Source organism: Ruegeria sp. H9, assembly GCF_056532915.1.
The window spans coordinates 45101-70006 of record NZ_JBQFNX010000003.1 but is presented as its reverse complement, the minus strand read 5'-3'; the positions used below and the strand labels follow the sequence as shown (position 1 = coordinate 70006).

25 protein-coding genes are annotated in these 24906 nt (G+C 57.2%); 13 read left to right on the top strand and 12 right to left on the bottom strand.

The window, feature by feature from the left end; genetic code table 11:
- Positions 1-103: 103 nt before the first annotated feature.
- From lpdA to mdh, 8 genes are all read right to left on the bottom strand, one after another.
- Positions 104-1492, bottom strand: coding sequence for a dihydrolipoyl dehydrogenase (gene lpdA, locus ACR0CZ_RS14465; RefSeq protein WP_170465907.1), 1389 nt, complete (start codon positions 1490-1492; stop codon positions 104-106).
- Positions 1493-1563: 71 nt separating this feature from the next.
- On the bottom strand, positions 1564-1833 hold the full coding sequence (locus ACR0CZ_RS14460) for a hypothetical protein (RefSeq protein ID WP_170395780.1): 270 nt from the start codon (positions 1831-1833) through the stop codon (positions 1564-1566).
- A gap of 1 nt (position 1834) precedes the next feature.
- Positions 1835-3349, bottom strand: coding sequence for a 2-oxoglutarate dehydrogenase complex dihydrolipoyllysine-residue succinyltransferase (gene odhB / locus ACR0CZ_RS14455; RefSeq protein WP_170465910.1), 1515 nt, complete (start codon positions 3347-3349; stop codon positions 1835-1837).
- Between the two features lie 3 nt (positions 3350-3352).
- A complete protein-coding gene (locus ACR0CZ_RS14450; protein WP_170395783.1) occupies positions 3353-6310 on the bottom strand; it encodes a 2-oxoglutarate dehydrogenase E1 component in 2958 nt (985 codons plus the stop codon).
- Positions 6307-6846, bottom strand: a complete 540-nt coding sequence (locus ACR0CZ_RS14445; RefSeq protein ID WP_170395785.1) for a DUF805 domain-containing protein — start codon at positions 6844-6846, stop codon at positions 6307-6309. The genes ACR0CZ_RS14450 and ACR0CZ_RS14445 overlap by 4 nt, the downstream gene beginning before the upstream one ends.
- 34 nt (positions 6847-6880) lie before the next feature.
- Positions 6881-7762, bottom strand: coding sequence for a succinate--CoA ligase subunit alpha (gene sucD / locus ACR0CZ_RS14440; RefSeq protein ID WP_058278790.1), 882 nt, complete (start codon positions 7760-7762; stop codon positions 6881-6883).
- A gap of 83 nt (positions 7763-7845) precedes the next feature.
- The gene (gene sucC / locus ACR0CZ_RS14435) at positions 7846-9039 is read right to left on the bottom strand and encodes an ADP-forming succinate--CoA ligase subunit beta (RefSeq protein WP_170395786.1); all 1194 of its coding nucleotides are present in this window, start codon (positions 9037-9039) and stop codon (positions 7846-7848) included.
- Between the two features lie 309 nt (positions 9040-9348).
- Positions 9349-10311 (bottom strand): malate dehydrogenase, encoded by a 963-nt coding sequence (mdh, locus tag ACR0CZ_RS14430; RefSeq protein WP_170353522.1) that lies wholly within the window; start codon positions 10309-10311, stop codon positions 9349-9351.
- A gap of 161 nt (positions 10312-10472) precedes the next feature.
- Here mdh and ACR0CZ_RS14425 point away from each other — a divergent pair, with 161 nt between their 5' ends.
- Positions 10473-11228 carry a sulfite exporter TauE/SafE family protein gene (locus ACR0CZ_RS14425; protein ID WP_170395788.1) on the top strand — a complete coding sequence of 252 codons (756 nt, stop codon included), beginning with the start codon at positions 10473-10475 and terminating at the stop codon, positions 11226-11228.
- On the opposite strand, the gene ACR0CZ_RS14420 is transcribed toward ACR0CZ_RS14425, so the two are convergent.
- Positions 11225-11524, bottom strand: a complete 300-nt coding sequence (locus ACR0CZ_RS14420; protein ID WP_170395790.1) for a hypothetical protein — start codon at positions 11522-11524, stop codon at positions 11225-11227. The genes ACR0CZ_RS14425 and ACR0CZ_RS14420 overlap by 4 nt on opposite strands.
- Positions 11525-11699: 175 nt before the next feature.
- On the opposite strand from ACR0CZ_RS14420, the gene ACR0CZ_RS14415 reads away from it, so the two are divergent.
- From ACR0CZ_RS14415 to ACR0CZ_RS14365, 11 genes are all read left to right on the top strand, one after another.
- Positions 11700-12557 carry an HpcH/HpaI aldolase/citrate lyase family protein gene (locus ACR0CZ_RS14415; protein WP_170395792.1) on the top strand — a complete coding sequence of 286 codons (858 nt, stop codon included), beginning with the start codon at positions 11700-11702 and terminating at the stop codon, positions 12555-12557.
- A gap of 6 nt (positions 12558-12563) precedes the next feature.
- On the top strand, positions 12564-13118 hold the full coding sequence (locus tag ACR0CZ_RS14410; protein ID WP_170395794.1) for an NnrU family protein: 555 nt from the start codon (positions 12564-12566) through the stop codon (positions 13116-13118).
- 12 nt (positions 13119-13130) lie between these two features.
- On the top strand, positions 13131-13337 hold the full coding sequence (locus tag ACR0CZ_RS14405; protein WP_010442832.1) for a DUF1737 domain-containing protein: 207 nt from the start codon (positions 13131-13133) through the stop codon (positions 13335-13337).
- The gene (locus ACR0CZ_RS14400) at positions 13337-14365 is read left to right on the top strand and encodes a MaoC family dehydratase (RefSeq protein WP_170395796.1); all 1029 of its coding nucleotides are present in this window, start codon (positions 13337-13339) and stop codon (positions 14363-14365) included. Before ACR0CZ_RS14405 ends, ACR0CZ_RS14400 begins: the two co-directional genes overlap by 1 nt.
- Positions 14366-14431: 66 nt before the next feature.
- Positions 14432-15103, top strand: a complete 672-nt coding sequence (locus ACR0CZ_RS14395) for a DUF1194 domain-containing protein (RefSeq protein WP_480454258.1) — start codon at positions 14432-14434, stop codon at positions 15101-15103.
- 207 nt (positions 15104-15310) lie between these two features.
- Entirely contained in the window at positions 15311-15694 is a 384-nt protein-coding gene (gene sdhC / locus ACR0CZ_RS14390; RefSeq protein ID WP_170395798.1) for a succinate dehydrogenase, cytochrome b556 subunit, read from the top strand.
- A gap of 13 nt (positions 15695-15707) precedes the next feature.
- Positions 15708-16091 (top strand): succinate dehydrogenase, hydrophobic membrane anchor protein, encoded by a 384-nt coding sequence (locus ACR0CZ_RS14385; protein WP_170395800.1) that lies wholly within the window; start codon positions 15708-15710, stop codon positions 16089-16091.
- Positions 16092-16103: 12 nt separating this feature from the next.
- Entirely contained in the window at positions 16104-17912 is a 1809-nt protein-coding gene (sdhA, locus tag ACR0CZ_RS14380) for a succinate dehydrogenase flavoprotein subunit (protein ID WP_170395802.1), read from the top strand.
- 12 nt (positions 17913-17924) lie between these two features.
- Positions 17925-18704 (top strand): succinate dehydrogenase iron-sulfur subunit, encoded by a 780-nt coding sequence (locus ACR0CZ_RS14375; protein WP_170395804.1) that lies wholly within the window; start codon positions 17925-17927, stop codon positions 18702-18704.
- Between the two features lie 137 nt (positions 18705-18841).
- Complete coding sequence (locus ACR0CZ_RS14370) at positions 18842-18982, top strand: hypothetical protein (protein ID WP_170395806.1); 141 nt, start codon at positions 18842-18844, stop codon at positions 18980-18982.
- Between the two features lie 286 nt (positions 18983-19268).
- Positions 19269-20132, top strand: a complete 864-nt coding sequence (locus tag ACR0CZ_RS14365; RefSeq protein ID WP_170395808.1) for a DUF1989 domain-containing protein — start codon at positions 19269-19271, stop codon at positions 20130-20132.
- 12 nt (positions 20133-20144) lie between these two features.
- Here the strand turns inward: ACR0CZ_RS14365 and deoD are convergent, their stop codons facing one another.
- From deoD to ACR0CZ_RS14350, 3 genes are all read right to left on the bottom strand, one after another.
- The gene (deoD, locus tag ACR0CZ_RS14360) at positions 20145-20855 is read right to left on the bottom strand and encodes a purine-nucleoside phosphorylase (RefSeq protein ID WP_170395810.1); all 711 of its coding nucleotides are present in this window, start codon (positions 20853-20855) and stop codon (positions 20145-20147) included.
- Positions 20856-20873: 18 nt separating this feature from the next.
- Positions 20874-21185: an H-NS histone family protein gene (locus ACR0CZ_RS14355; protein WP_170395811.1), complete on the bottom strand. Its 312-nt coding sequence runs from the start codon at positions 21183-21185 to the stop codon at positions 20874-20876.
- A gap of 115 nt (positions 21186-21300) precedes the next feature.
- Complete coding sequence (locus ACR0CZ_RS14350) at positions 21301-23268, bottom strand: protein meaA (RefSeq protein ID WP_170395813.1); 1968 nt, start codon at positions 23266-23268, stop codon at positions 21301-21303.
- Positions 23269-23413: 145 nt separating this feature from the next.
- On the opposite strand from ACR0CZ_RS14350, the gene ACR0CZ_RS14345 reads away from it, so the two are divergent.
- Positions 23414-24796, top strand: coding sequence for a 1-acyl-sn-glycerol-3-phosphate acyltransferase (locus ACR0CZ_RS14345; RefSeq protein ID WP_170395815.1), 1383 nt, complete (start codon positions 23414-23416; stop codon positions 24794-24796).
- The last annotated feature ends 110 nt before the right edge of the window (positions 24797-24906 follow it).

The window sequence follows — 24906 nt, the reverse complement described above, 5'->3', positions numbered from 1 at the left end:
GCAATGGAGTCAGTAAACCGCGTCTGATCACCTGCCGCAAATGGTTTTGAGCGACACGGGGTGCCGCTCAAGGAGACTAGGTAGAGGACCTGCTCAGGTTGGGTCAGCTATGAATTGGCCCGTCACCACAGGCGAGCGCCGCCTCGCGCACTGCTTCGGAATAGGTCGGGTGAGCGTGACAGGTCAGGGCCAGATCTTCGGCTGATGCGCCGAATTCCATGGCGACGCAAACCTCGTGGATCAGGTCTCCGGCCGCGGGGCCGATGATATGCGCGCCCAGAATGCGATCGGTTTCTTTGTCTGCCAGAATCTTGACGAACCCGTCGGCTGCGAAATTCGCCTTGGCCCGGCCATTGCCCATGAACATGAACTTGCCGACCTTGTAGGCGCGGCCCTGTTCTTTGAGTGTCGCTTCGGTCTCACCCACATTGGCCACCTCGGGCCAAGTGTAGATGACCCCAGGAATAACACCATAATTCACATGACCATGCTTGCCTGCAACCTGCTCGGCTGCGGCCATGCCCTCGTCTTCAGCCTTGTGGGCCAGCATCGGGCCTTCGGTCACGTCGCCGATGGCGTAGATGCCCGGCACGTTGGTCTGCCAATCACTGCCGACCTTGATCTGGCCGCGCGGGGTCATCTCGACGCCCAAAGCGTCCAGCCCCAGCCCATCCGAATATGGCTTGCGCCCGGTGGCCACCAGCACGGTATCAGCATCGATGACGTGCTCGCTGTCATCCTTGAGCAGCTTGTACGTTACCTTGGCTTTGGTCTTGGTGGCTTCGGTCTTTTGCACCGCAGCGCCCATGACGAACTTCAAACCCTGTTTCTTCAGGATGCGCTGGAAAGTCTTCTGAACCTCGGGGTCCATACCCGGCGTGATTTCCTTGAGGAATTCGATCACCGTCACCTCTGCGCCCAAACGGCTGTAGACCGAGCCCAATTCAAGCCCGATCACACCGGCACCTATCACAATCATTTTCTTGGGAACTTTGCCCAGAGACAACGCGCCAGTCGAAGTCACTACGACCTTTTCGTCAACCTCGACGCCGGGCAGCGCTGACGGCTCAGAACCCGACGCGATAATGATGTTCTTGGTCTCATGGACCTCATCACCAACCTTGACCTTGCCCGCAGCAGGGATTGAGCCCCAGCCTTTCAGCCAATCGATCTTGTTCTTCTTGAACAGAAACTCGATGCCCTTGGTGTTGCCATCGATGACCTCGTCCTTGTAGGCCTGCATCTGCTTCCAATCGACCGAAGGTGACTTCCCCTTCAAACCCATCTTTGCAAAGTTGTGTTCGGCTTCGTGCAACTGATGGCTGGCATGCAACAATGCTTTCGAGGGGATGCAGCCCACGTTCAGGCAAGTCCCACCCAGCGTCTCGCGCCCCTCGACAACTGCGGTTTTAAGGCCCAGTTGGGCGCAACGGATGGCGCAGACATAGCCGCCGGGTCCGGCGCCGATTACGATGACGTCATAATTTGCCATTACATTCTCCTAAATCGACCGGGTGATCCGGCAGCGTCCCGATCCGGTGTGGTGGGTCGGGTACCTATATTTCAAACGGGTTCCAGCAGCTTGATTGATATATGCGCAATGCCGCCGCGTTCGTGGTGCATCGCCAGTTCTTCGGACCCAAAAAAGGCTTTGGCCTTATCCAGATTCATAACCTCGAACATCGCTATCGCATGATCCCGCTGATCTGGATCGCGCCAGACATGCAGGTCGCGGATACCCGCGGCCTTGCGCATCGGTTGATCCTCGCGGAACACTTTCAGCCAGGCATCGAAATCGGCCACATCGGCTTGCCACAGTACATGAGTCGCCATCTTAAAGATCCATCAGCAGACGGCGCGGGTCTTCCAGCGCCTCTTTTACGCGGACAAGGAATGTCACAGCACCCTTGCCGTCCACAATACGGTGATCATAGGACAGCGCCAGATACATCATCGGGCGGATTTTGATCTCACCATTGATGACCATGGGACGATCCTGGATCTTGTGCATGCCCAGAATGCCCGATTGCGGCGGGTTCAGGATCGGTGAAGACATCAGCGAGCCGTAGACGCCTCCGTTCGAGATCGTGAAAGTGCCGCCCTGCATTTCCGCCATCGAGAGTTTACCATCACGGGCGCGCTTGCCCTTTTCGGCGATGGCTTTCTCGATCGCTGCGAAAGACATCGAGTCCGCATCCCGGATGACTGGAACCACCAGCCCTTGCGGCGTACCTGCGGCCACACCCATATGCACGAAGTTCTTGTAGACGATGTCATTGCCGTCGATCTCGGCATTCACTTCGGGCACTTCTTTCAGCGCATGACAGCAGGCCTTGGTGAAAAAGGACATAAAGCCCAGACGTACGCCATGCTTCTTCTCGAACTGGTCCTTGTACTGGTTGCGCAGGGCCATCACCTCAGTCATGTCCACCTCGTTATAGGTGGTCAGGATCGCGGCGGTGTTCTGCGCGTCTTTCAGGCGCTTGGCGATGGTCTGGCGCAGACGGGTCATGCGCACGCGCTCTTCGCGGCTCGCATCCTCGGCAGCCACAGGCGCGCGCGGAGCTTGGGCAGCGGGGGCGGGCACAGCTGCCGCAGGCGCTGGGGCCGTAGCTGCTGCAACTGCCTTTGCCACGTCTTCTTTCATGATACGACCATCGCGTCCGGTGCCAGTGACCTGATCCGCAGACAGACCAGCTTCGGCCATCGCTTTCTCAGCCGATGGAGCGTTGGACACGTCTTTACCTGTGCTGGCTGCAGCCGGAGCGGCGACGGCCGCCACCGGAGCCGCTGCCGCACCTGCGGCTGCGCCCGAGATCACCGCCAATTTGGCAGAAGCATCGACCGTGCTGCCTTCAGGCGCAACGATTTCAGCCAGAACGCCTGCCGCCGGGGCAGGGACCTCGACCGAGACCTTGTCGGTTTCCAGTTCGCACAGCATTTCATCCTGTGCAACGCTGTCGCCGACCTGTTTGAACCATGTCGAGACTGTAGCCTCGGTGACGGATTCACCCAATGTCGGCACCATCACATCTACACTGCCGCCTGATGCTGCGGGTGCCGCTGCCGCCGGGGCCGGGGCCGCCGCTGCCGGAGCAGGCGCAGCCCCTTCGCCCGCCGCTATCGTGGCAAGCAGGGCATCGACGCCCACGGTCTCACCTTCGGCTGCAACGATCTCGCCCATCACGCCAGCAGCGGGTGAGGGCACCTCGACCGTGACCTTGTCGGTCTCAAGTTCACATAGCATCTCATCTACGGCGACTGCATCGCCGGGTTTTTTGAACCAAGTCGCAACGGTGGCTTCGGTGACAGACTCGCCCAGCGTGGGAACACGAACTTCAATCGTCATCGTTTACTTTCCTTCAATGCTCAGCGCTTCGTTCACCAGCGCTTCTTGTTGGGCTTTGTGTTGGCTGGCCAGACCCGTCGCGGGCGAGGCCGAAGTTGCGCGACCGGCATAGACCGGACGAGTGTGTTTTGCGCCAATGCGGGTCAGAACCCATTCGATATTGGGCTCAATAAAGGTCCAAGCCCCCTGGTTCTTGGGTTCTTCCTGACACCAGACCATCTCGGCCCCCTTGAAGCGCTCAAGCTCGTTGATCAGCGAATGCGCGGGGAAAGGATAGTATTGCTCGATCCGCATTAAGTAGATGTCGTCGATGCCGCGCGCATCGCGTTCCTCAAGCAGATCAAAATAGACCTTGCCCGAGCACATGACGACCCGCTTGATCTTGTCATCTGCCACCAGTTTAGTGTCCGAGTTGCCCTGTTGAGCATCATCCCACAGCACCCTATGGAAGCTCGAGCCTGTGGTGAATTCCTCGGCCTTGCTGACCGCCAGCTTATGGCGCAGCAGCGACTTCGGCGTCACCAGGATAAGCGGCTTGCGGAAGGTCCGGTGCAATTGACGGCGCAGGATGTGGAAATAGTTCGCAGGCGTTGTGCAGTTCGCCACGATCCAGTTGTCCTGACCGCACATCTGCAGGAACCGCTCAAGCCGTGCAGATGAGTGTTCTGGGCCTTGCCCTTCGAACCCATGCGGCAGCAGCGTGACCAGACCAGACATCCGCAGCCACTTCGATTCACCCGAACTGATGAACTGATCGAACATGATCTGTGCCCCGTTCGCGAAATCGCCAAACTGTGCCTCCCAGAGAACAAGCGCGTTGGGCTCGGCCAGTGAATAGCCATATTCGAACCCAAGCACCGCGTATTCGGACAGCATCGAGTCAATCACGTCATAATGTGATTGGCCTTTGCGGATATTGTTCAGCGGGTAATACCGTTCCTCGGTTTCCTGATGGACAAATCCGGAATGGCGTTGGCTGAATGTGCCACGCGTCGCGTCCTGTCCGGCCAAACGTACAGGGTAGCCTTCGGTCAGCAGAGAGCCAAACGCCAGAGCCTCGCCCGTTGCCCAGTCAAAGCCGGTTCCGTTTTCGAACATCTGTTTCTTGTGGTCCTGCAACCGGCCCACGGTTTTGTGCATCGCAAAACCTTCGGGGGCGCTGGTCAGAGCGGTGCCGATCTCGGCCAGCGTCTCTGGTGTAATTGCGGTTTCACCGCGCATGTATTCGTCTTTGTGCTTGTCCAGATGCGACCAGCGCCCATCCAGCCAGTCGGCTTTGTTTGGCTTGTAGTCTTTCCCGGCATCAAACTCCTCATTCAGATGTGCCTGAAAGGCCGCCTTCATGTCTTCAATCTCGCCTTCGGGGATAAGCCCGTCCCTGACAAGGCGCTCGGTATACAACGACAACGTGGTCTTATGCGTCTTGATCTTCTTGTACATGATCGGGTTGGTGAACATGGGCTCGTCGCCCTCGTTATGACCAAACCGGCGATAGCAGAAAATATCCAGCACCACGTCCTTGTGGAACTTCTGGCGGAACTCGGTCGCCACCTTGGCGGCATGCACCACCGCCTCGGGGTCGTCGCCATTCACGTGGAAGATGGGAGCTTCAACCATCAGCGCGATATCCGTGGGATAAGGGCTGGAACGGCTGAAATGTGGCGCGGTGGTAAAGCCGATCTGGTTGTTTACCACGATATGCATGGTGCCGCCGGTCTTGTGCCCCTTCAGGCCCGACAGGCCAAAGCCTTCGGCGACAACGCCCTGACCGGCAAAGGCCGCATCACCGTGCAGGAGGATGCCCATCACCTTGGTGCGGTCTTCGTCGTTCAACTGGTCCTGCTTGGCGCGGACCTTACCCAGAACCACCGGGTTCACCGCCTCAAGGTGCGAGGGGTTTGCGGTCAGCGACAGGTGAACGCTATTGCCATCGAACTCTCGGTCGCTTGACGCGCCGAGGTGATATTTCACGTCGCCTGATCCATCCACGTCTTCGGGCTTGAAGCTGCCGCCCTGAAACTCGTTGAAGATCGCGCGATAGGGCTTGCCCATCACATTGGCCAGAATGTTCAGACGACCCCGGTGTGGCATACCGATGACGATATCGCTGAGGCCCAAGGCGCCGCCGCGCTTGATGATCTGTTCCATCGCAGGGATCAGCGCCTCGCCACCATCCAGACCAAACCGCTTGGTGCCCATGTATTTCACATGCAGGAATTTCTCGAAACCCTCGGCCTCGACCATCTTGTTCAGGATCGCCTTGCGGCCTTCCTTGGTGAAGGCGATTTCCTTACCGAACCCCTCGATGCGTTCCTTCAGCCACGCGGCCTCTTCCGGGTTCGAGATATGCATGTATTGCAGCGCGAAGGTGCCGCAATAGGTCCTCTTCACGATCTCGACGATTTGGCGCATGCTGGCCATCTGCAGGCCCAGCACGTTGTCAATAAAGATCGGTCGATCCATGTCAGCATCGGTGAACCCGTAAGTCTTCGGGTCCAGCTCGGGATGCGTACTGGCGGCGCGCATGCCCAGCGGGTCCAGATCAGCTGCCAGATGGCCCCGGATACGATAGGCCCTGATCAGCATCAGCGCCCGCAGGCTGTCCAGCACCGCGCGCTTGATCTGGTCATCACTGACCTCAACACCCTTGGCCGCCGCCTTATCCTTGATTTTGTTGCCCGCTGCTTTGGCGTCGATCTCGGCCCACTCGCCAGTCAACGCACCCGTCAGATCATCGGCAGGCATCGGAGGCCAATCGCTGCGCGCCCACGAAGGGCCCTCGGCCTCGCGCTGCACATCCGGCGCGTCATCGCCCATGGCCTTGAAGAACTCGACCCAGGCTGCGTCGACCGCACCGGGGTTCTTGGTGTACTGGGCATAAAGCTGCTCCAGATATTCGGCATTATGCCCCTGCATGAAGCTTGAGGCATGAAAGGCGGTGTTGGGCGAGTGTTCGGTCATTGGGCTACCTCATATGGGTTGGGACCGTATTGGTTGGTGCCTGGTTCGCTGGGGCGGGTCAGCCACCACAGAACCAGGAGGGGCGACACAAACAGGACAAGAAGTGTCGGAATGACAATAAGAAGAGTTGCGCGGGTGAACAGGATATCCAACGTGCCGCCATGGAACTGGCTGGCAAGGCCGATGCCAAAGATCAGGACGGCAAGCGCACCAAGTATCAGCAGGATCGGCAGCAGAGCATAAAGCCCGCTGCGCCCGGTATCATGCATCCGCCGCCACGCGACGGCCAGATGCGGGAAGAAGACAATCAGGCTGACGATGCTTTGGACCGGGCCTGTCGAGGTAGCCGTGACGGATTTGGATGTTTCGGTTTCGGTCACTGCGACCTGAGTGAAGAACTGCCAGTCGATGATCCCGGCAATGATGCTCCAGATCATGATGAACAGGAAAAAAAACCAGTATTCGGGCCGCGAGGCACGGCCCGAAAAGGTGAAAAACTTGGAGAAACAGGTTTTAATGGCTTCGCCGAAAGTCATGTTTACCGCTCCTCCCAAAGCAGTCAAATTCTGGTCAACCGATGGCTTCCAGCACAGCCTCACCCAGCTGCGCCGGGCTTTCGGCCACGACGATACCGGCCGAGCGCATGGCTTCGATCTTGTCCTCGGCTCCGCCTTTGCCGCCGGCGACAATTGCGCCCGCGTGGCCCATGCGGCGGCCCGGAGGGGCTGTGCGGCCTGCGATGAAACCAGCGGTCGGCTTTTTGCGACCCTTCTTGGCCTCATCCGCCAAGAACTGGGCGGCTTCTTCCTCGGCCGAGCCACCGATCTCACCGATCATGATGATGCTCTCGGTCTCGTCATCGGCCAAGAACCATTCCAGCACGTCGATATGTTCGGTGCCCTTGATCGGGTCGCCGCCGATGCCCACACAGGTGGACTGGCCCAGACCCACATCGGTGGTCTGCTTGACGGCCTCATAGGTCAGGGTGCCCGAACGGGACACAACGCCGACCGAGCCGCGCTTGTGGATGTGGCCGGGCATGATGCCGATCTTGCAGGCGTCGGGCGTAATGACACCGGGGCAGTTCGGGCCGATCAGGCGGGATTTCGAGCCTTCCAGCGCGCGCTTCACCTTCATCATGTCCAGAACCGGGATGCCTTCGGTGATGCAGACGATCACTTCCATCTCGGCATCAATCGCTTCGAGGATCGAGTCAGCCGCAAAGGGCGGCGGTACATAGATCACGCTGGCATTGGCTTCGGTCACATGCTTTGCCTCGTGGACCGAGTTGAACACAGGCAGGTCAAGATGGGTCATCCCGCCTTTGCCGGGGGTCACGCCGCCGACCATCTTGGTGCCATAGGCAATGGCCTGTTCGCTGTGGAATGTGCCCTGCGAGCCCGTAAAGCCCTGACAGATCACTTTGGTATTTTCGTCGATGAGGACTGCCATCTGGCGTTCTCCTTTATACGGCAGGCTTCTGCCCGCCAAAATCTTGGGAAAGGCGGGCTGACGCCCACCCTACGGGATGACACTCAGCCTTTGACGGCCTTCACGATCTTCTCGGCACCGTCTTTCAGGTTGTCCGCCGCTATCACATCGAGGCCCGAGGTGTTGATGATCTCTTTGCCCTTCTCGACATTCGTGCCTTCCAGACGCACGACCAGCGGGACCTGAAGACCCACCTCTTTCACCGCGGCAACGACGCCCTCGGCAATCACATCACAGCGCATGATGCCGCCGAAGATGTTGACCAGAATGCCTTTGACGTTCGGATCCGAGGTGATGATCTTGAACGCCTCGGTCACTTTCTCTTTGGTCGCGCCACCGCCAACATCCAGGAAGTTGGCAGGCTCGGCACCGTAAAGCTTGATGATGTCCATCGTCGCCATCGCCAGACCGGCACCGTTGACCATGCAGCCGATCTCACCGTCCAGCGCGATGTAATTCAGGTCGTATTTGGACGCTTCCAGTTCCTTGGGGTCTTCCTCGGTCGTGTCGCGCAACTCGGCAATATCCGGGTGGCGGTATACCGCGTTACCATCAAAGCCGACTTTTGCGTCCAGTACTTTCAGGTCGCCCTTGTCCGAGACGATCAGCGGGTTGATCTCCAGCATCTCCATGTCCTTCTCGACGAAGGCATTGTAGAGCTGGTTCATCAGCTTGACGCATTGTTTGACCTGCGCGCCTTCCAGTCCCAACGAGAACGCGATGCGGCGGCCGTGATAGGGCTGATAACCAGTGGCGGGATCAACCGAGAAGGACAGGATTTTCTCAGGCGTCGCAGCGGCCACCTCTTCGATGTCCATGCCGCCTTCGGTCGAGCATACGAATGAGATACGGCTGGTCTGGCGGTCCACCAGCAGGGCCAGGTAAAGTTCACGTTCGATGCCCGAACCGGCTTCGATGTAGATGCGGTTCACCTGCTTGCCTGCGGGGCCGGTCTGATGGGTGACCAGCGTGCGGCCCAGCATCTTTTTGGCTTCTTCGGCGGCTTCTTCCACCGATTTGGTCAGACGGACACCGCCTTTTTCACCGGCGTCGGCCTCTTTAAAGGAACCCTTGCCGCGACCACCCGCGTGGATTTGCGCCTTGACGACCCAAAGCGGCCCGTCCAATTCACCGGCTGCGGTTTTGGCTTCCTCGGCGCGCAGAACTGCGCGACCATCGGAGACCGGAGCGCCATAGCTGCGAAGAAGCGCTTTGGCTTGATATTCGTGAATGTTCATCGAAATTGTCCCGTCTGACTACGATTACACCGATATAGGGGTGTCTAAGCGCCAAAATTAAAGAGTTTTTTGACGGGTCACGGGAAATTGTCGAAGATTTTCAGTATTTGTGATCACAGGTTTTTGGGGTGTGATCACAAAAATTGCGGGGCGTGGAAATTGATTCGATGATCCGGGATCATGCCCACAAAACACATTCATAGATGAGTTTTGCGACGTTTGCGCGAACATCTTTTAGCCAGCTTGGCACCGTGTAAAAGACAACCGGCCCGTGAAGAGGGCCGGTTCATTGGTTTTAGGGTTCGTGACTTAGGCCAGCGAGCTGTCGATGCCCTTGCATGCTTCGATCAGGCCCTTAACGGCATTGACCGAATTGTCGAAACCGGCCTGTTCTTCTTCGTTCAGCTTGATGTCGACGACGCGCTCGATACCACCTGCACCGATTACGGTAGGCACGCCGACATACATGCCGTCGACACCCAGTTCGCCGTTGCAATAGGCTGCACAAGGCAGAACGCGCTTCTGATCTTTCAAATAGGCTTCGGCCATTTCGATCGCCGAAGTCGCCGGTGCATAGAAAGCCGAGCCGGTCTTCAGCAGGCCAACGATTTCTGCGCCGCCGTCACGGGTGCGCTGAACGATGGCGTCCAGTTTTTCCTGCGTGGTCCAGCCCATCTCAACCAGATCGGGCAGCGGGATACCGGCAACGGTCGAGTAGCGCACCGAAGGCACCATCGTGTCGCCATGGCCGCCCAGAACAAAGGCGGTGACGTCGCGCATGGACACATTGAACTCTTCCGACAAGAAGTGTGCGAAACGGCCCGAGTCCAGAACGCCCGCCATGCCGCAGACTTTGTTGTGCGGCAGGCCCGAGAATTCACGCAGCGCCCAAACCATCGCGTCCAGCGGGTTGGTGATGCAGATGACGAACGCATCCGGAGCGTTTGCGGCGATGCCTTCACCGACCGATTTCATGACCTTCAGGTTGATGCCCAGCAGGTCGTCGCGGCTCATGCCCGGCTTGCGCGGCACACCAGCGGTGACGATGCAGACGTCGGCACCGGCGATATCCTCATAGGACTGGGTGCCCTTCAGTTTGGCGTCGAAGCCTTCCGAGGGGCCGGATTCGGCGATGTCCAGCGCCTTTCCTTCCGGGGTGCCTTCGGCGATGTCGAACAGCACGACGTCACCAAGTTCTTTCATTGCAGCGAGGTGGGCGAGCGTGCCGCCGATCTGACCTGCGCCGATCAGCGCGATCTTGGGTCTGGCCATTTGGAATATCTCCGGTCGGTTTTGAAATCGCGGTTGTGCTAGTCGCAAAAGCGGCGTCACGCAAGCCTTCTGCGGCGCGGCATGCCACCGCATACCGTTTGCACCCACCCCGCCGATTGCGCTAAATCGCCTGTGAATCATGCATATTTCCGGGGTGCCTGATGTTCGAGATGAACCTGATGTTTTTTGCAGTGGCGATCCCGGCGGTGATCTTCGCGGGCATCTCGAAAGGTGGGTTCGGCTCGGGAGTGGCGTTTGCATCTTCGTCGATTCTGGCTCTGATACTGACGCCAGGACAGGCGCTAGCGCTAATGCTGCCGATCCTGATGGTGATCGATCTGGCGACGTTAAAGCCGTATTGGAAACGCTGGAGCTGGCCGGATTCGCGCCTTCTGATGTTGGGCGCAGTACCCGGTATCGCGCTGGGCGCGTGGCTTTATCGTGCGACGGATGACGATCTGCTACGTCTGTTGATTGGCGGAATATCGGTCGGTTTTGTGATCTGGCACGTTGCCCAGACCAGAGGCTGGGTGCGGGGCTTTGCCAACCGGTTGCCTCCATCGGCGGGCCTGTTTGCCGGGCTGATCGCCGGATTCACCAGCTTTGTCAGCCATGCGGGCGGCCCACCCGCCGCCGTGTACCTGCTGTCACAACGCCTGACGAAAACCGAATTTCAAGCCTCAACCGTGCTGGTCTTCTGGGTGATCAACGCCGTCAAATTCGTGCCCTTCGCCTATCTGGGCCTCTTCACTTGGCACACAGCCTTGGCAGACCTCTTGCTGACCCCGTTTGCGATCCTCGGGGCCTGGCTGGGCGTCCGGGCGCATTTCATGCTCTCCGAACGATTGTTTTTCAACATTGCCTACGTCTTGCTGACCCTGACGGGAAGCAAACTTATTTGGGATGCGCTGGTTTAGGTGTTGGGCGGCAGCGTTTCGGCCAGTGTTTCATAAGACTGGCCCGAGGCGATCAGGCAGCTCACACCTTCCGGCAAGGTCACAACAATGGTCCAGCTGCCGGTTTGGTCCGAGGCAAAAACCTCCATCACCGCTCCCTGACGCGCAATACCGATGCCTCGTCGGGTTTCGCCATAGGACTTTGCCAATCGCTTGATCACGTCCTCGCGTGGCGCACAATTCTGTGCGCTGACTTGTTGCGCTGCCAGTACCATGATGCCCAAGCCAATCGTCATTTTCAGCATAATCGTTTTCATTGGTCACCCCTTTCAAGCTCTTCCTCAAAGCAGCGTGCCGTAGGCAAAAGGACATCGCGTTAAGGCAACGCACGTTGCGCAGCGCAGGAAATGCTGCGCTGCGGCGATTTTGTTCTTGAACTTTCCGTCAAAAAATGCCCCATTCCGCGCAATATTATTTCAATGGGAGAGTCCCGTGGACCCGCGCCAACGCCCCTATCGCTCGGTACTATACATCCCCGGCTCGCGTGAACGCGCGCTTGATAAGGCCCGCACCTTGCCGGTGGATGCGATCATCTTTGATCTTGAAGACGCGGTTGCGGCTGATGAGAAAGAGAACGCGCGCGAGACCCTCAAGGCGGCTTTGGCCGCCGGAGGCTATGGCGCACGGGTCAAGATCGTGCGGATCAACGGGCTTGATACCGAATGGGGGCGCGCGGATGCCGAAGCCGTGCGCGAGATGGATGCAGATGCCGTTCTGTTGCCAAAGGTGAGTTCTGCTGCGGATGTGGATGCGCTGACCTCAATCACCGGAGACCTGCCGATCTGGGCGATGATGGAGACGCCGCGCGGGATGCTGAACGCAGCCGAAATTGCCGCACATCCGCTGATGGCAGGCTTTGTCATGGGGACCAACGATCTTGCGAAAGAGCTGCAGACGCGCTTCCGCCCCGACCGTTTGCCGATGATGACCTCGCTTGGCCTGTGCCTGTTGGCGGCCAAGGCAGAGGGGCTGATCATCGTCGATGGCGTCTACAATGCCTTCAAGGACACCGACGGTCTGGCCGCCGAGTGTGCCCAGGGCCGCGACATGGGCTTTGATGGCAAAACCCTGATCCACCCGGCCCAGGTCGACATCGCAAACTCCGCCTTTGCCCCTTCCGAGGATGAGATTGATCTGGCTCGCCGTCAGATTGCCGCTTTCGAGGAAACCGAGTCGCAGGGGCAGGGGGTCGCCGTTGTCGATGGCAAGATTGTTGAAAACCTACACGTTGTAACTGCCCGCGAAACTCTGGCAAAAGCAGAGGCGATAGTAGCTTTGCAAGCGGGGTAAGCCAGTATGGGCTTTGTTCTTCTGATCCTTGGTGTGGCACTTTGGTGGGCCGCACATCTTTTTAAGCGCGCGATGCCGGAACGACGTGCCGCCATGGGCGACGCGGGCAAGGGCGTCGTGGCGCTCGCCTTGGTGGCCTCGGTATTGTTGATGATCTTCGGTTATCGCATGACCGATTTCATATATGTCTGGGCGCCGCCAACCTTTCTGATTCACGTCAACAACCTGCTGGTGTTGATCGCGTTCTATCTGGCCAGCCCTGCGGGAACCAAAGGTCGCCTGTTGAACAAGGTCCGTCACCCCATGCTGGGTGGCTTTAAACTCTGGGCCTTTGCGCACCTGTTGGTGAACGGTGATCTGGCCTCGATCATCCTGTTTGGTGGCTTGCTGGCCTGGGCAATTGTCGAAGTGATCGTGATCAACAAATCCGAACCAGACTGGGCGCCGGGCGAACCCGGCACATACGGCAAAGATGCCATGTTCTTTGTGGGCTCCATCGTTCTGCTGGGCGTTGTGGGCTATATTCACGGGCTGGTTGGTCCGTCTCCGTTTGGTGGATAAGGGGCCTAATCAATGGCGAAACTTTATCGTTTGTTGACCGAGGAAGACACATCAGCCTTCTGCCACAAGGTCTCGGACGCGTTGGCAAAGGGATGGGAGCTTTATGGCGACCCGTCCTATGCCTTTGACGCGGCCAACAACGTGATGCGCTGTGCGCAGGCTGTGACCAAAGAGGTCGACGCCGACTATTCCCCCGACATGAAACTGGGACAGCAATAATGGCAAAAACCAATCCGGGTAATTTCTTCGAGGATTATTCTATCGGGCAGGTCCTGCATCACGCCGTGCCGCGCACGGTGACTGATGGTGAGCGCGCGTTGTATCACGCGCTCTACCCGGCACGACATGCGCTCTATTCCTCGGATGAGTTCGCCCGGAATTGCGGCCTGCCGCAAAGCCCGATTGATGATCTGGCGGCGTTCCATGTGGTGTTCGGCAAAACGGTTCCCGATATCTCGCTGAACGCGGTCGCCAATCTGGGTTATGCCGAGGGTCGCTGGCTGAAACCGGTCTATCCCGGTGATACGCTGCGCGCCGAATCCGAGGTGATCGGCCTCAAGCAAAACTCAAACGGCAAAACCGGCGTCGTCTGGGTCCGCACCCGCGGCCTGAACCAGCGCGATGAGGTGGTTATCGAATATGTGCGTTGGGTGATGGTGCGCAAATCCAACCTCAACGCGCCCGCGCCCGAAACGGTGGTGCCCGAGTTGAAGAAGGCGCTGGATGTCAGCGATTTGGTCGTTCCTCAGGGCCTCGATTTCTCAAAATATGATTTTGTACAATCCGGTGAAAACCACCGCTGGGATGCGTACAACACGGAAGAAACGATTGATCACGTCGATGGCGTGACCGTCGAAGAGGCCGAGCACATGCTGGCCACCCGCCTGTGGCAGAACACCGCCAAAGTGCATTTCGACCTCACCTTCCGTCCAGAGGGACGGTTGATCTATGGCGGCCACGTTATCTCAATGGCGCGTGCCTTGTCGTTTAATGGCCTGGCGAATGCGCAGATGATCGTTGGCCTGAACGGCGGTGCCCACGCCAACCCTTGTTTCTCGGGCGATACGATCAAAGCCTGGTCCGAAGTTTTGGACAAGGCCGAGACCGGAACTCCCGGAATCGGTGCCATCCGCTTGCGCCTTGTTGCGACCAAAGGCGGCGAGCCTTTCACTTTGCGCAATGACGAGGGTAAGTACCTGTCTAACGTTCTGTTAGATTTGGATTATTGGGCTCTTATGCCAATGTAGCCAATGCCTTCTGGCGGCTGACATTCATGTGATCACGGTCCGCGAAATCCATGCTACGCTTGGCGCATGATGATGTTTCGTGCGCTCGCCGCCAGCCTGTATCTGGCATCTCAGGCCTATGCTTGTGATTTGGCTCTGGCCTTGGCCGTAGACGTTTCAGGCTCGGTTGATTCCGAGGAATATCGTATCCAAATGGACGGTCTTGCCGCAGGTCTGCGGGACCCTATCGTATCCGAGGCCTTGGTGCGCGGACAGGCTCGGCTGATGCTTGTGCAATGGACAGGCAGTTCTCGCCAGAGGATCACGATCCCCTGGACCCGGATCGATAGTTTTAACACCCTGGACCGTTTTGCTGATCAGGTCGCAGCTGACCCTCGTGTCTGGCGTAACTTCTCAACTGCGATAGGTGAGGCGCTCGATATGACGGTTGCCAGCTTTGACGACGTGCCCGAATGCGAAAGGCATCTTATTGATCTTTCGGGCGACGGAATTTCGAATGAAGGAATCGAGCCGTCGACCATCCACGCCAAACTGCGGGATCGCGGCATCACGGTGAACGCGATCGCGATAGAAGAAAGTGAACCCGATCTGACAGCCTATTTCTTCGAGAACGTCATCGTTGGCGAGGGGGCCTTTGTCGTCTCTGCAGCAGGCTTCGCGGATTATCCCGAACGTATTCGCAAGAAGCTTTTACGCGAGGTGACACAGCAGACTGCAGGGCTGACGCCGCTCCAATAATAGATTCGTGATCACATTGCTTTTTCATTGAAAACGCTAACATTGGCGGTATCGAATGTGATTTGTGATCACGAGAATATTTTGTGTGATCACAAACACGGCTTATCAGCGATTTTGCGTTAAATTTACTGGATTTTGCACCTGCAGCGCGTGACAGAGTCGTAAAAAACAGTAAAACGTTCGGTAGCCAACCGAAAAGGAGCCAACATGGCCGATGTAAATCGAGGCAACCGCCCGCTTTCTCCACATTTGACGATCTATCGTCCACAGATGACGTCCATATCTTCGATTATGGTGCGCATCACGGGTCTTGCGTCTTTTGGTTTGGCTTTGTTGGTCGTCTGGTGGTTACTTGCTGCGGCCACATCGGAAAGCGCCTTTGAGCTGATCAATGGATTGATGACCAGTTTCCTGGGTGATCTGATCATGTTCGGCGCGGCTTGGGCCATTTTCTATCACATGCTGGGCCGTTTACGGCACGTCATCTGGGATCTGGGATATTGCGTGAATGTTGAAGTGTCCGAGAAGATGGGCATTGGCATGTTCGTGCTGGCAACTGTTCTGGCTCTGATCACAGCCGTAGCGCTTTAAGGGGAGGTTCGCGATGCAGTTTCTCACAGACCGTAAACGCGCGCAGGGCATGGGGGCCGGACGTGCAGGTACACATCACCACTGGCAAATGATGCTCAGCTCGGCGGCATTGGTCATCCTTGTTCCGCTGTTTGTATTTACCTTCGGGCACGCCCTAGGCGGAACCTACGAAGAGGCTCTGGCCTATTACAGCCGCCCGTTCCCGGCGATTATCATGGGTCTGACACTGGTTGTTGTCGTCCCGCATTTGTTGCGCGAAGCCCAGGAAGCGATTGAGGACTACGTGCATGGCGTCGCGGAAAAGCTGGCGCTGATGGCCGCGCAAGCTTTTGCATACACACTCATTGCTGCGGGTCTGTTTGCGCTCGCGCGTCTGGCCCTCGGATATGCGCAGTAAGGAACAAGAACAATGACAGCAGCATATGAATACGAAACCCACGAATATGACGTGGTGGTTGTCGGTGCCGGTGGCGCGGGTCTGCGTGCAACATTGGGCATGGCCGAGCAGGGTTTGCGCACCGCTTGCGTGACGAAGGTATTTCCGACTCGTTCACACACAGTGGCCGCCCAAGGCGGCATTGCGGCGTCCTTGTCGAATATGGGGCCAGACCATTGGCAGTGGCACATGTATGACACCGTAAAGGGCTCGGACTGGCTGGGTGACACCGATGCGATGGAATACCTCGCGCGTGAAGCACCCAAAGCCGTATATGAGCTAGAACATTACGGAGTGCCATTCAGCCGGACCGAAGAAGGCAAGATCTATCAGCGCCCATTTGGTGGCCACACCACCGAATTTGGCGAAGGCCCCGCCGTGCAGCGGACCTGTGCCGCCGCCGACCGGACCGGTCATGCGATCCTGCACACGCTGTATGGTCAGTCGCTGAAGAACAACGCCGAGTTCTACATCGAGTATTTCGCCATTGATCTGATAATGTCTGAGGACGGACAGTGTCAGGGGGTCGTGTGCTGGAAGTTGGACGACGGCACGATGCACGTCTTCAACGCCAAGATGGTTGTTCTGGCGACCGGCGGCTATGGCCGCGCCTATTTCAGTGCAACCTCGGCACATACCTGCACCGGCGACGGTGGTGGTATGGTGGCCCGCGCGGGTCTTGCACTGCAGGATATGGAATTTGTTCAGTTCCACCCAACCGGCATCTACGGATCGGGCTGCCTGATCACCGAAGGTGCACGTGGTGAAGGCGGATACCTAACCAACTCGGAGGGCGAGCGATTCATGGAGCGCTATGCGCCTCAGTACAAAGACCTCGCGCCGCGCGACTACGTTAGCCGTTCAATGACCATGGAAATTCGCGAAGGGCGCGGCCACGGTGACAACGGCGATCACATCCATCTGAACCTCAGCCATTTGCCAGCCGAAGCTTTGGCGGAACGCCTACCGGGCATTTCAGAATCTGCGCGCGTCTTTGCCGGTGTTGACGTTACCAAGGAACCGATCCCGGTTCTGCCGACCGTGCACTATAACATGGGTGGTATCCCGACGAACTATTGGGGTGAAGTTCTGAACCCGACAGCCGACAACCCGACCGCCGTGGTCCCTGGTCTGATGGCTGTGGGCGAGGCCGGGTGTGCCTCGGTTCACGGGGCAAACCGTCTTGGTTCAAACTCGCTGATCGACCTCGTGGTGTTTGGCCGTGCGGCGGCGATCCGGGCGGGCAAAGTTGTGGATGCCGACGCGTCGAACCCGGTTCTGAACCAGGCCTCTGTAGATAAAGCGTTTGACAGGTTCGATGCGGCGCGCAACGCCAGCGGCGCAATTCCAACCGCAGATCTGCGGCTTGAGATGCAGCGCACCATGCAAGAGGACGCGGCGGTTTTCCGCACCTCGAAGACCATGGCTGAGGGCGTCGAGAAGATGACCGCGATCGCTGCCAAGATGGACGACCTGAAGGTTTCTGACAGATCGTTGGTCTGGAACAGCGATCTGATGGAGACGCTCGAGCTTACCAACCTGATGCCAAGCGCGCTCGCCACCATCGTTGGTGCCGAAGCGCGTAAGGAATCCCGCGGTGCACACGCCCATGAAGATTTCACCGAGCGTGACGATGAGAACTGGCGCGTCCACACGGTCAGCCGTGTCGATGGCAATAAAGTAGAGCTTAGCTACCGTCCGGTTATCGTTGATCCGCTGACGACCGAAGACGAGGGCGGCATCAGCATGAAAAGAATCGCGCCCAAGGCGCGGACGTTCTAAGGAGAGGAACCCATGGTACAACTGACCCTCCCCAAGAATTCCCGGATCACCACCGGTAAAACCTGGCCCAAGCCCGACGGCGCGACCAATGTGCGCAAATTCCAGATCTATCGCTGGAACCCGGATGATGACCAGAACCCGCGCGTCGATACTTATTTCGTCGATATGGATACTTGCGGCCCGATGGTTCTGGACGCTCTGATCAAGATCAAGAATGAGATCGATCCGACTCTGACCTTCCGCCGTTCGTGCCGCGAAGGCATCTGCGGGTCCTGCGCGATGAACATCGACGGGATTAACACGCTGGCCTGTATCTATGGGATGGATGAGATCAAGGGCGACGTGAAGATCTACCCGCTGCCCCATATGCCGGTGGTCAAGGACCTGATCCCTGATCTGACTCATTTCTACGCCCAACACGCCTCGATCATGCCGTGGTTGGAGACTAAGACCAATCGTCCGGCAAAAGAGTGGAAGCAATCCATCGAAGACCGCAAGAAATTGGATGGTCTCTATGAATGTGTGATGTGTGCCAGTTGCTCGACCTCGTGCCCCAGCTACTGGTGGAACGGCGACCGCTATCTCGGCCCTGCCGCGCTGTTGCATGCTTACCGCTGGATCATCGACAGTCGGGATGAGGCCACCGGTGAGCGTTTGGACGAGCTGGAAGATCCTTTCAAGCTGTATCGCTGCCACACCATCATGAACTGCGCCAAGACCTGTCCCAAGGGTCTGAATCCGGCCAAAGCGATTGCAGAAATCAAGAAGATGATGGTGGACCGCGCGGTCTGATCACGCACCAAAACAAAGCACTTGCCGGGTTGCGGCAAGTGCATGCCGCCTCTGCAAAACTATGCGATGCGCTTGTACGAGCGCGGATCTAAAGTTGGCGCAGGGAGGAGTGATGAGTTCGAAAAGAGGTCACTCCGATGAACATGCAAAACCAAAAACACGACGCAGCCAAAGCGTTGGAATTTCTGGAGCAAGCTTGGGCCTATTATACGCCCGAGCCCAAAGTTCCGGCCAAAGACGAAACACCAGAATTGTTTGAATATGCGAACGCGGCTTAACCGTGTCGCGCGGGCTTGAAAATTACGACACAATAGGCAATGCGGAGCTATGCCCGTTCTATTGCTTCTGCTCGCCGCTGGCGTTTTTGCCTATTTTTTCTGGCGGTCCCGCACGTCGTCTCTGACGCGCGACTGCAGGTGGCGGCAACATCGAAGCGAGGGCCAGTGGCGCTGTGCTTACTGTGGCGCGGTGTCAAAATCTGATGTTGAGCCCACACAGTGTCTGAAAGGACAATAGCTGCTGTTGGGGGTTTCCCACCGGGCCGAACTGCGCCACTCTCGGCCCATGTCAGAATCTCGGAATACTCCCCGCCCACCCATGGATGCAGATGCGCGCCGCGCGATTGCGCCCGTTATTTGCTACCCGAATGAAGGGCTACCAAAACCCGATCTAGGGCTCTATCAAACTGCGCGTGATACAGCGCACAAAACGGGTGAGGTGTTGGTGCCACCGCGAGATGCGCAATGCTTTGAGGTGCCTGCAGGGCATTTCTTTCGGATCACTTCTGTTGAAGGATCGCAAGTTGGCGATCTAAACCTGTGGAACCTCAACGACCTTTCCGAGCGGTTCTATTCCGGCAAGACGCGCGCGTTGCATGGCACACATATCACCGTGGGTGAGCGCATGTGGTCGAGCTTTCCACATATGCGACCGATGGCGACAATCATTGCAGATACGCTGGGGTGGTACGGAATCGATGATTTCGGCGGGTCGGTGCACGATGTGATCGGGACCCGATGTGATCCCTATACCGGTAATCTGCTAGCTGGATCCCAGTACCATCACTGTTGCCATTCGAATCTGACACGCGCGCTGGCGGATCATTTGGGCGTCTCTTTGACCGAAGCCGAGCCTGCGGTACATGATGTATTGAACGTGTTCATGTGCACCGGTTTCACGCGTGATACCGGGCAGTATTTCATGAAAGCCTCACCTGTCCGTCCGGGAGACTATCTTGAGTTTTTCGCCGAGATTGACCTGCTGGGAAATCTAAGCGCGTGCCCGGGCGGTGATTGCTCGTCCGAGCATTCATCGGATACCGCAGCCTGTTATCCCCTGCTGGTAGAAACCTTTGCCCCGGCTGAAAGTGCGCTTGAGGGATGGCGCAGCCCCGCGCGCAACGGATATGACCGCACGCACGGGCGCTAGATATCGCGCAATTCAGCTGTCCGGGAACGCCGCCTGCAGCGCGATTTCGACCATGTCGCCAAAACTGCTTTCTCGGTCCGAGGAGGGCAGGGCTTCGCCGGTCAACAGGTGGTCCGAGACTGTCAGTACCGCCAATGCGCGGCATTTGTGACGCGCGGCAAGGATGTAAAGCTCTGCCGCTTCCATCTCGACACCCAAAATACCGTGCCGAACCATTTGTTCGTTCAGGTCCGGGCGTTCGTCATAAAAGACATCGGATGAATAGATGCCGCCAACATGGGTTGGCGTACCTTTGGCTTGTGCAGCCAATGCTGCAGACTGCAAAAGACCCCAATCCGCGCAAGGGGCGAAGTTCATTTCTCTCATGATCCCGCGCGAAGGGGTGCTGAGTGTGGTCGACGTCATCGCCAGAATAACATCACGCACATTCACACTGTCTTGCATCCCGCCACAGGACCCGATCCGGATCAAAGTTTTGGCGCCGTAGTCACGGATCAATTCGTTCACGTAGATCGACAGAGACGGCATCCCCATGCCACTACCCTGAATGGTAACACGATTTCCTTTCCAGGTGCCGGTGAACCCCAGCATGCCACGCACTTCGTTTACCAGCTTTACGTCTTCAAGAAACGTTTCGGCCGCCCATTTTGCACGATACGGGTCGCCGGGCAAAAGAACGGTTTCGGCAATCTCGCCTTTTTGGGCTCCAATATGGATAGTCATTTTGCCACTTGCCCCCGATCAGATTTCCAGATCAGTAATATCGGTACCGGCTTTTATGGCGTCATGAACCCACTGCGGTTTGCGGCCCCGCCCGGTCCAGGTTTGCGACGGATTGTTCGGATTTTGATACTTCGCTTTAGATGATTTTACCGATTTAGCGCTGTCTCCTGACAATTCAGACAACGAAAACCCATATTCCGCCGCCGCCTTTTCGGCGGCTTTCAACGCTTCTTTTCGCTCACGCACTTCGGCGGTTTTTAGCGCCTTTTCGACCCGATTGCGCAATTCGAGCAGTTCTTTGCGCGACATTTTTTCAAGATCGATTGCCATAATCTTCTCCATTTCGGCTATTCCCCTAATTATTGCAGGGGAAATTGAATAAACCCGAACCTATCTATTCCCATTTTACCGGAAATAGAAATGGAGATTTCTGTAATATGCTTTTCTATTCAGCCGCAATTTCCGTTGGGTCAACCAATGTGACGATATCGCCCATGATTGCATTCAATTCGAAATTTTTCGGCGTATAGATTTTCGATACACCCATGGAACGCAATTGATCCGCGTCCTCATCGGGGATGATCCCACCTACAATGACGGGAATATCGCTTAGCCCTGCTGCTTTCAGCCGCGTCATCACGTCCTTCACCAAAGGCAGGTGGCTGCCAGAGAGGATAGATAGACCAATCACATGCGCTTTGTCTTCTTGTGCCGCAGTTACGATTTCTTCGGGCGTAAGACGAATACCTTCGTAGCTGATATCCATGCCACAGTCGCGTGCGCGGAAGGCGATCTGTTCGGCTCCGTTCGAGTGTCCGTCCAGACCAGGTTTGCCAACAAGAAACTTCAGCCTGCGCCCCAGACGGTCGCTTACCGCATCTACGGCCGCGCGCAAGTCTTCCAGACCTTCGGTTTTGTTCGAAACAGATCCCGAGACGCCGGTTGGTCCACGATATGTACCGTAGGCCTTGCGCATTTCCTCGGCCCATTCGCCAGTTGTGACACCGGCCTTGGCCGCAGCGATTGAAGGTGCCATCACATTGGCACCAGATTTCGCTGCTTCGCGCAGGGCTTGTAACGCCGCAGCCACGGCGGCGTCATCCCGATCCGCACGCCAGTCGTTCAAGCGCCCGATTTGTTCCTGTTCAACCGCCGGGTCGACGACCATGATGCCGCCATCCTCGGTCTGCAAAGGTGAGGCTTCGCCCTCGGTCCATTTGTTTACGCCAACGACGACAGTTTCATTGCGTTCAATACGGTTCAGGCGCTCGGCATTGGACTCGACCAGCCGCGATTTCATGTATTCGATCGAGGCTACCGCGCCGCCCATCGATTCGAGATTAGCCAATTCGGCCCGTGCGCCATTTTTAAGTTCTTCGACTTTGGCGTCGACAACCGGATTGCCGTCGAACAAATCGCCATATTCCAGCAGATCGGTTTCATAGGCGAGGATTTGTTGCATCCGCATCGACCATTGTTGATCCCATGGACGAGGCAGGCCGAGCGCTTCGTTCCATGCAGGCAACTGCACCGCACGTGCGCGGGCACGTTTGGATAGCGTCACCGCAAGCATTTCAATCAGTATGCGATAAACGTTGTTTTCCGGCTGCTGTTCGGTCAGTCCCAGCGAGTTTACCTGAACGCCATAACGGAATCGGCGGAACTTGGGGTCTTCAATGCCATAGCGCTGCTGCAGAATTTCGTCCCAAAGATCCACAAAGGCGCGCATTTTGCACATTTCGGTGACAAACCGGATGCCCGCATTCACAAAAAACGAAATCCGCCCGCAGAGTGCCGGGAAGTCTTCAGCCGGAACGCGCGGGCGAAGTTCGTCCAGCACTGCAATGGCAGTCGCCAGAGCATAGGCCAGCTCTTGCTCGGGCGTCGCGCCTGCTTCTTGCAGGTGGTACGAACACACATTCATCGGGTTCCATTTGGGCACGTTATCGTAGCAATATTCGGCCACGTCCGCGATCATCTTCAGCGATGGCTTGGGTGGGCACACATAAGTGCCGCGGCTCAGGTATTCCTTGATCAGGTCGTTCTGGACGGTCCCCTGCAATTTCGAGACATCCGCGCCCTGTTCCTCGGCAACTGCGATATATAGCGCCAAAAGCCAAGGAGCAGTCGCATTGATCGTCATCGAGGTATTCATCTGTTCCAGCGGAATTTGATCGAACAGAACCCGCATGTCCCCCAGATGGCAGATCGGAACCCCAACTTTTCCAACTTCGCCGCGCGCCAAAGTGTGATCGCTGTCATACCCTGTTTGGGTTGGCAGATCGAAGGCCACGGACAGGCCGGTCTGACCTTTGGCTAGGTTCGCACGATAAAGCGCATTTGACGCTTTGGCCGTTGAGTGACCGGCATATGTACGGATGAGCCAGGGGCGATCTTTCTGCAACTGCGTCATGGGTCGGGCCTCGCGGATCGGTGGGTAACAAAATTACGTTCTATGGTGGTAAATAGTAATTTTCAGTACATGTCAATTCGCTGCGTTGCGGCATCGACGGTTTCTGCAGATTGTGGGTGGTCGCGTTTGATGGCACTGTGCCCGAATGATGCAGACTGTGGAAATCCCGCTTTGGCTGTTTGTGCTGATCGTGCTGTTTGCCGCGGTCACATTTGCCTCTCATTTTTTGTTTCCGTCGGTGCGCTGGTTTTTCCGCCGCCGCCTTGAGCGCGCCGTCGCACGGTTGAACAAGCGCCTTCAGCGCCCGATCCAACCGTTCAAGTTGGCGGGGCGGCATGACATGATTCAACGGCTTATCTATGACCCGCAAGTAAGCCGGGCGGTGCAGCAGCATGCCAAAGAAGAAGGTGTGCCTGACGCTGTTGCCTCAGAATTGGCACGGCGTTATGCGCGCGAGATTGCGCCCTCATTCTCGACAGTGGCGTATTTCAGCATCGCGATCCGTTTTGCCCGCATGCTGAGTAACGCCTTTTACAAGGTGCAGTTGGGTTACGAGGACAAAGCCGCGCTGGACAGTATCGATCCCGATGCGACGGTCGTTTATGTCATGAACCACCGCAGCAATATGGATTACGTGCTGGTCACCTATCTGGCGGCAGACCATTCGACCTTATCCTATGCTGTGGGCGAGTGGGCCCGTGTCTGGCCACTAAGTCGATTGATTCGCGCGATGGGGGCCTATTTCATTCGCCGCAAGTCGGGTAGCGACCTATATCGACAGGTCCTTGCAAGCTATGTAAGGCACGCGACCGAAGCGGGCGTGACGCAGGCCATGTTCCCTGAGGGCGGGCTGAGTCTGACTGGCAAACTGGGGCGCCCCAAGCTGGGATTGTTGAAGTATATCCTTGACGGAGTCGAACCGCAGGGGCGGGATGTGGTGTTTGTTCCGGTTGCTTTGAACTATGATCGGGTGCTTGAAGATACCGTATTAACAGCGGCAGCGAAGGATAGTGAACGCCGCTTCCGCGCGCGGATCGGGGTTATCACCCGCTGGTCGCTCAAGCAGATTTGGCGCAAGCTCGTCGGGCGCTACAAGAGATTCGGGATTGCCTCGGTGCGGTATGCGACACCGATTTCTCTAAAGGAATTTCGAGTCGCGCACGAACGTGACCTAACGACCGATCTGGCCCGCGAGTTGATGCGCAGGATCGGTGCCGCAATTCCCTTTGTTCCAGTGCCTGCAGCGTGTCGGCTGGTTCAGGAAGAAGGCGAAATGTCAGAGCAGGAGTTGAAGGCGCGTTTGCTGACGTTGGGCGGCGATGCGGTTGCCCAGGATGATGGAGAGGCTGTTGACGATGCCATCAATCAGTTGGTCGAGCGACGGATTCTGCGTCGCGAGGCTGGAGTGTTGCGCCCATCAGGCGAGCGATCAGAGCTGCTTGCTTATTACGCGGCAGCATCAGAACCCGTTGTTCGGGCTGAGAATGATGCAAGTGCAGAAAGTATTTCTGCAACTGCTGGGTCATAAAATTACAAAATAGATACCAAAAACGGTTGCAATATTACTCAGGGGCTAATATTTCGTCTTTGGAAAGCCGCGATTCTGCGGCGCGGCAACAGTTGGAAAAAGGAGGCCAG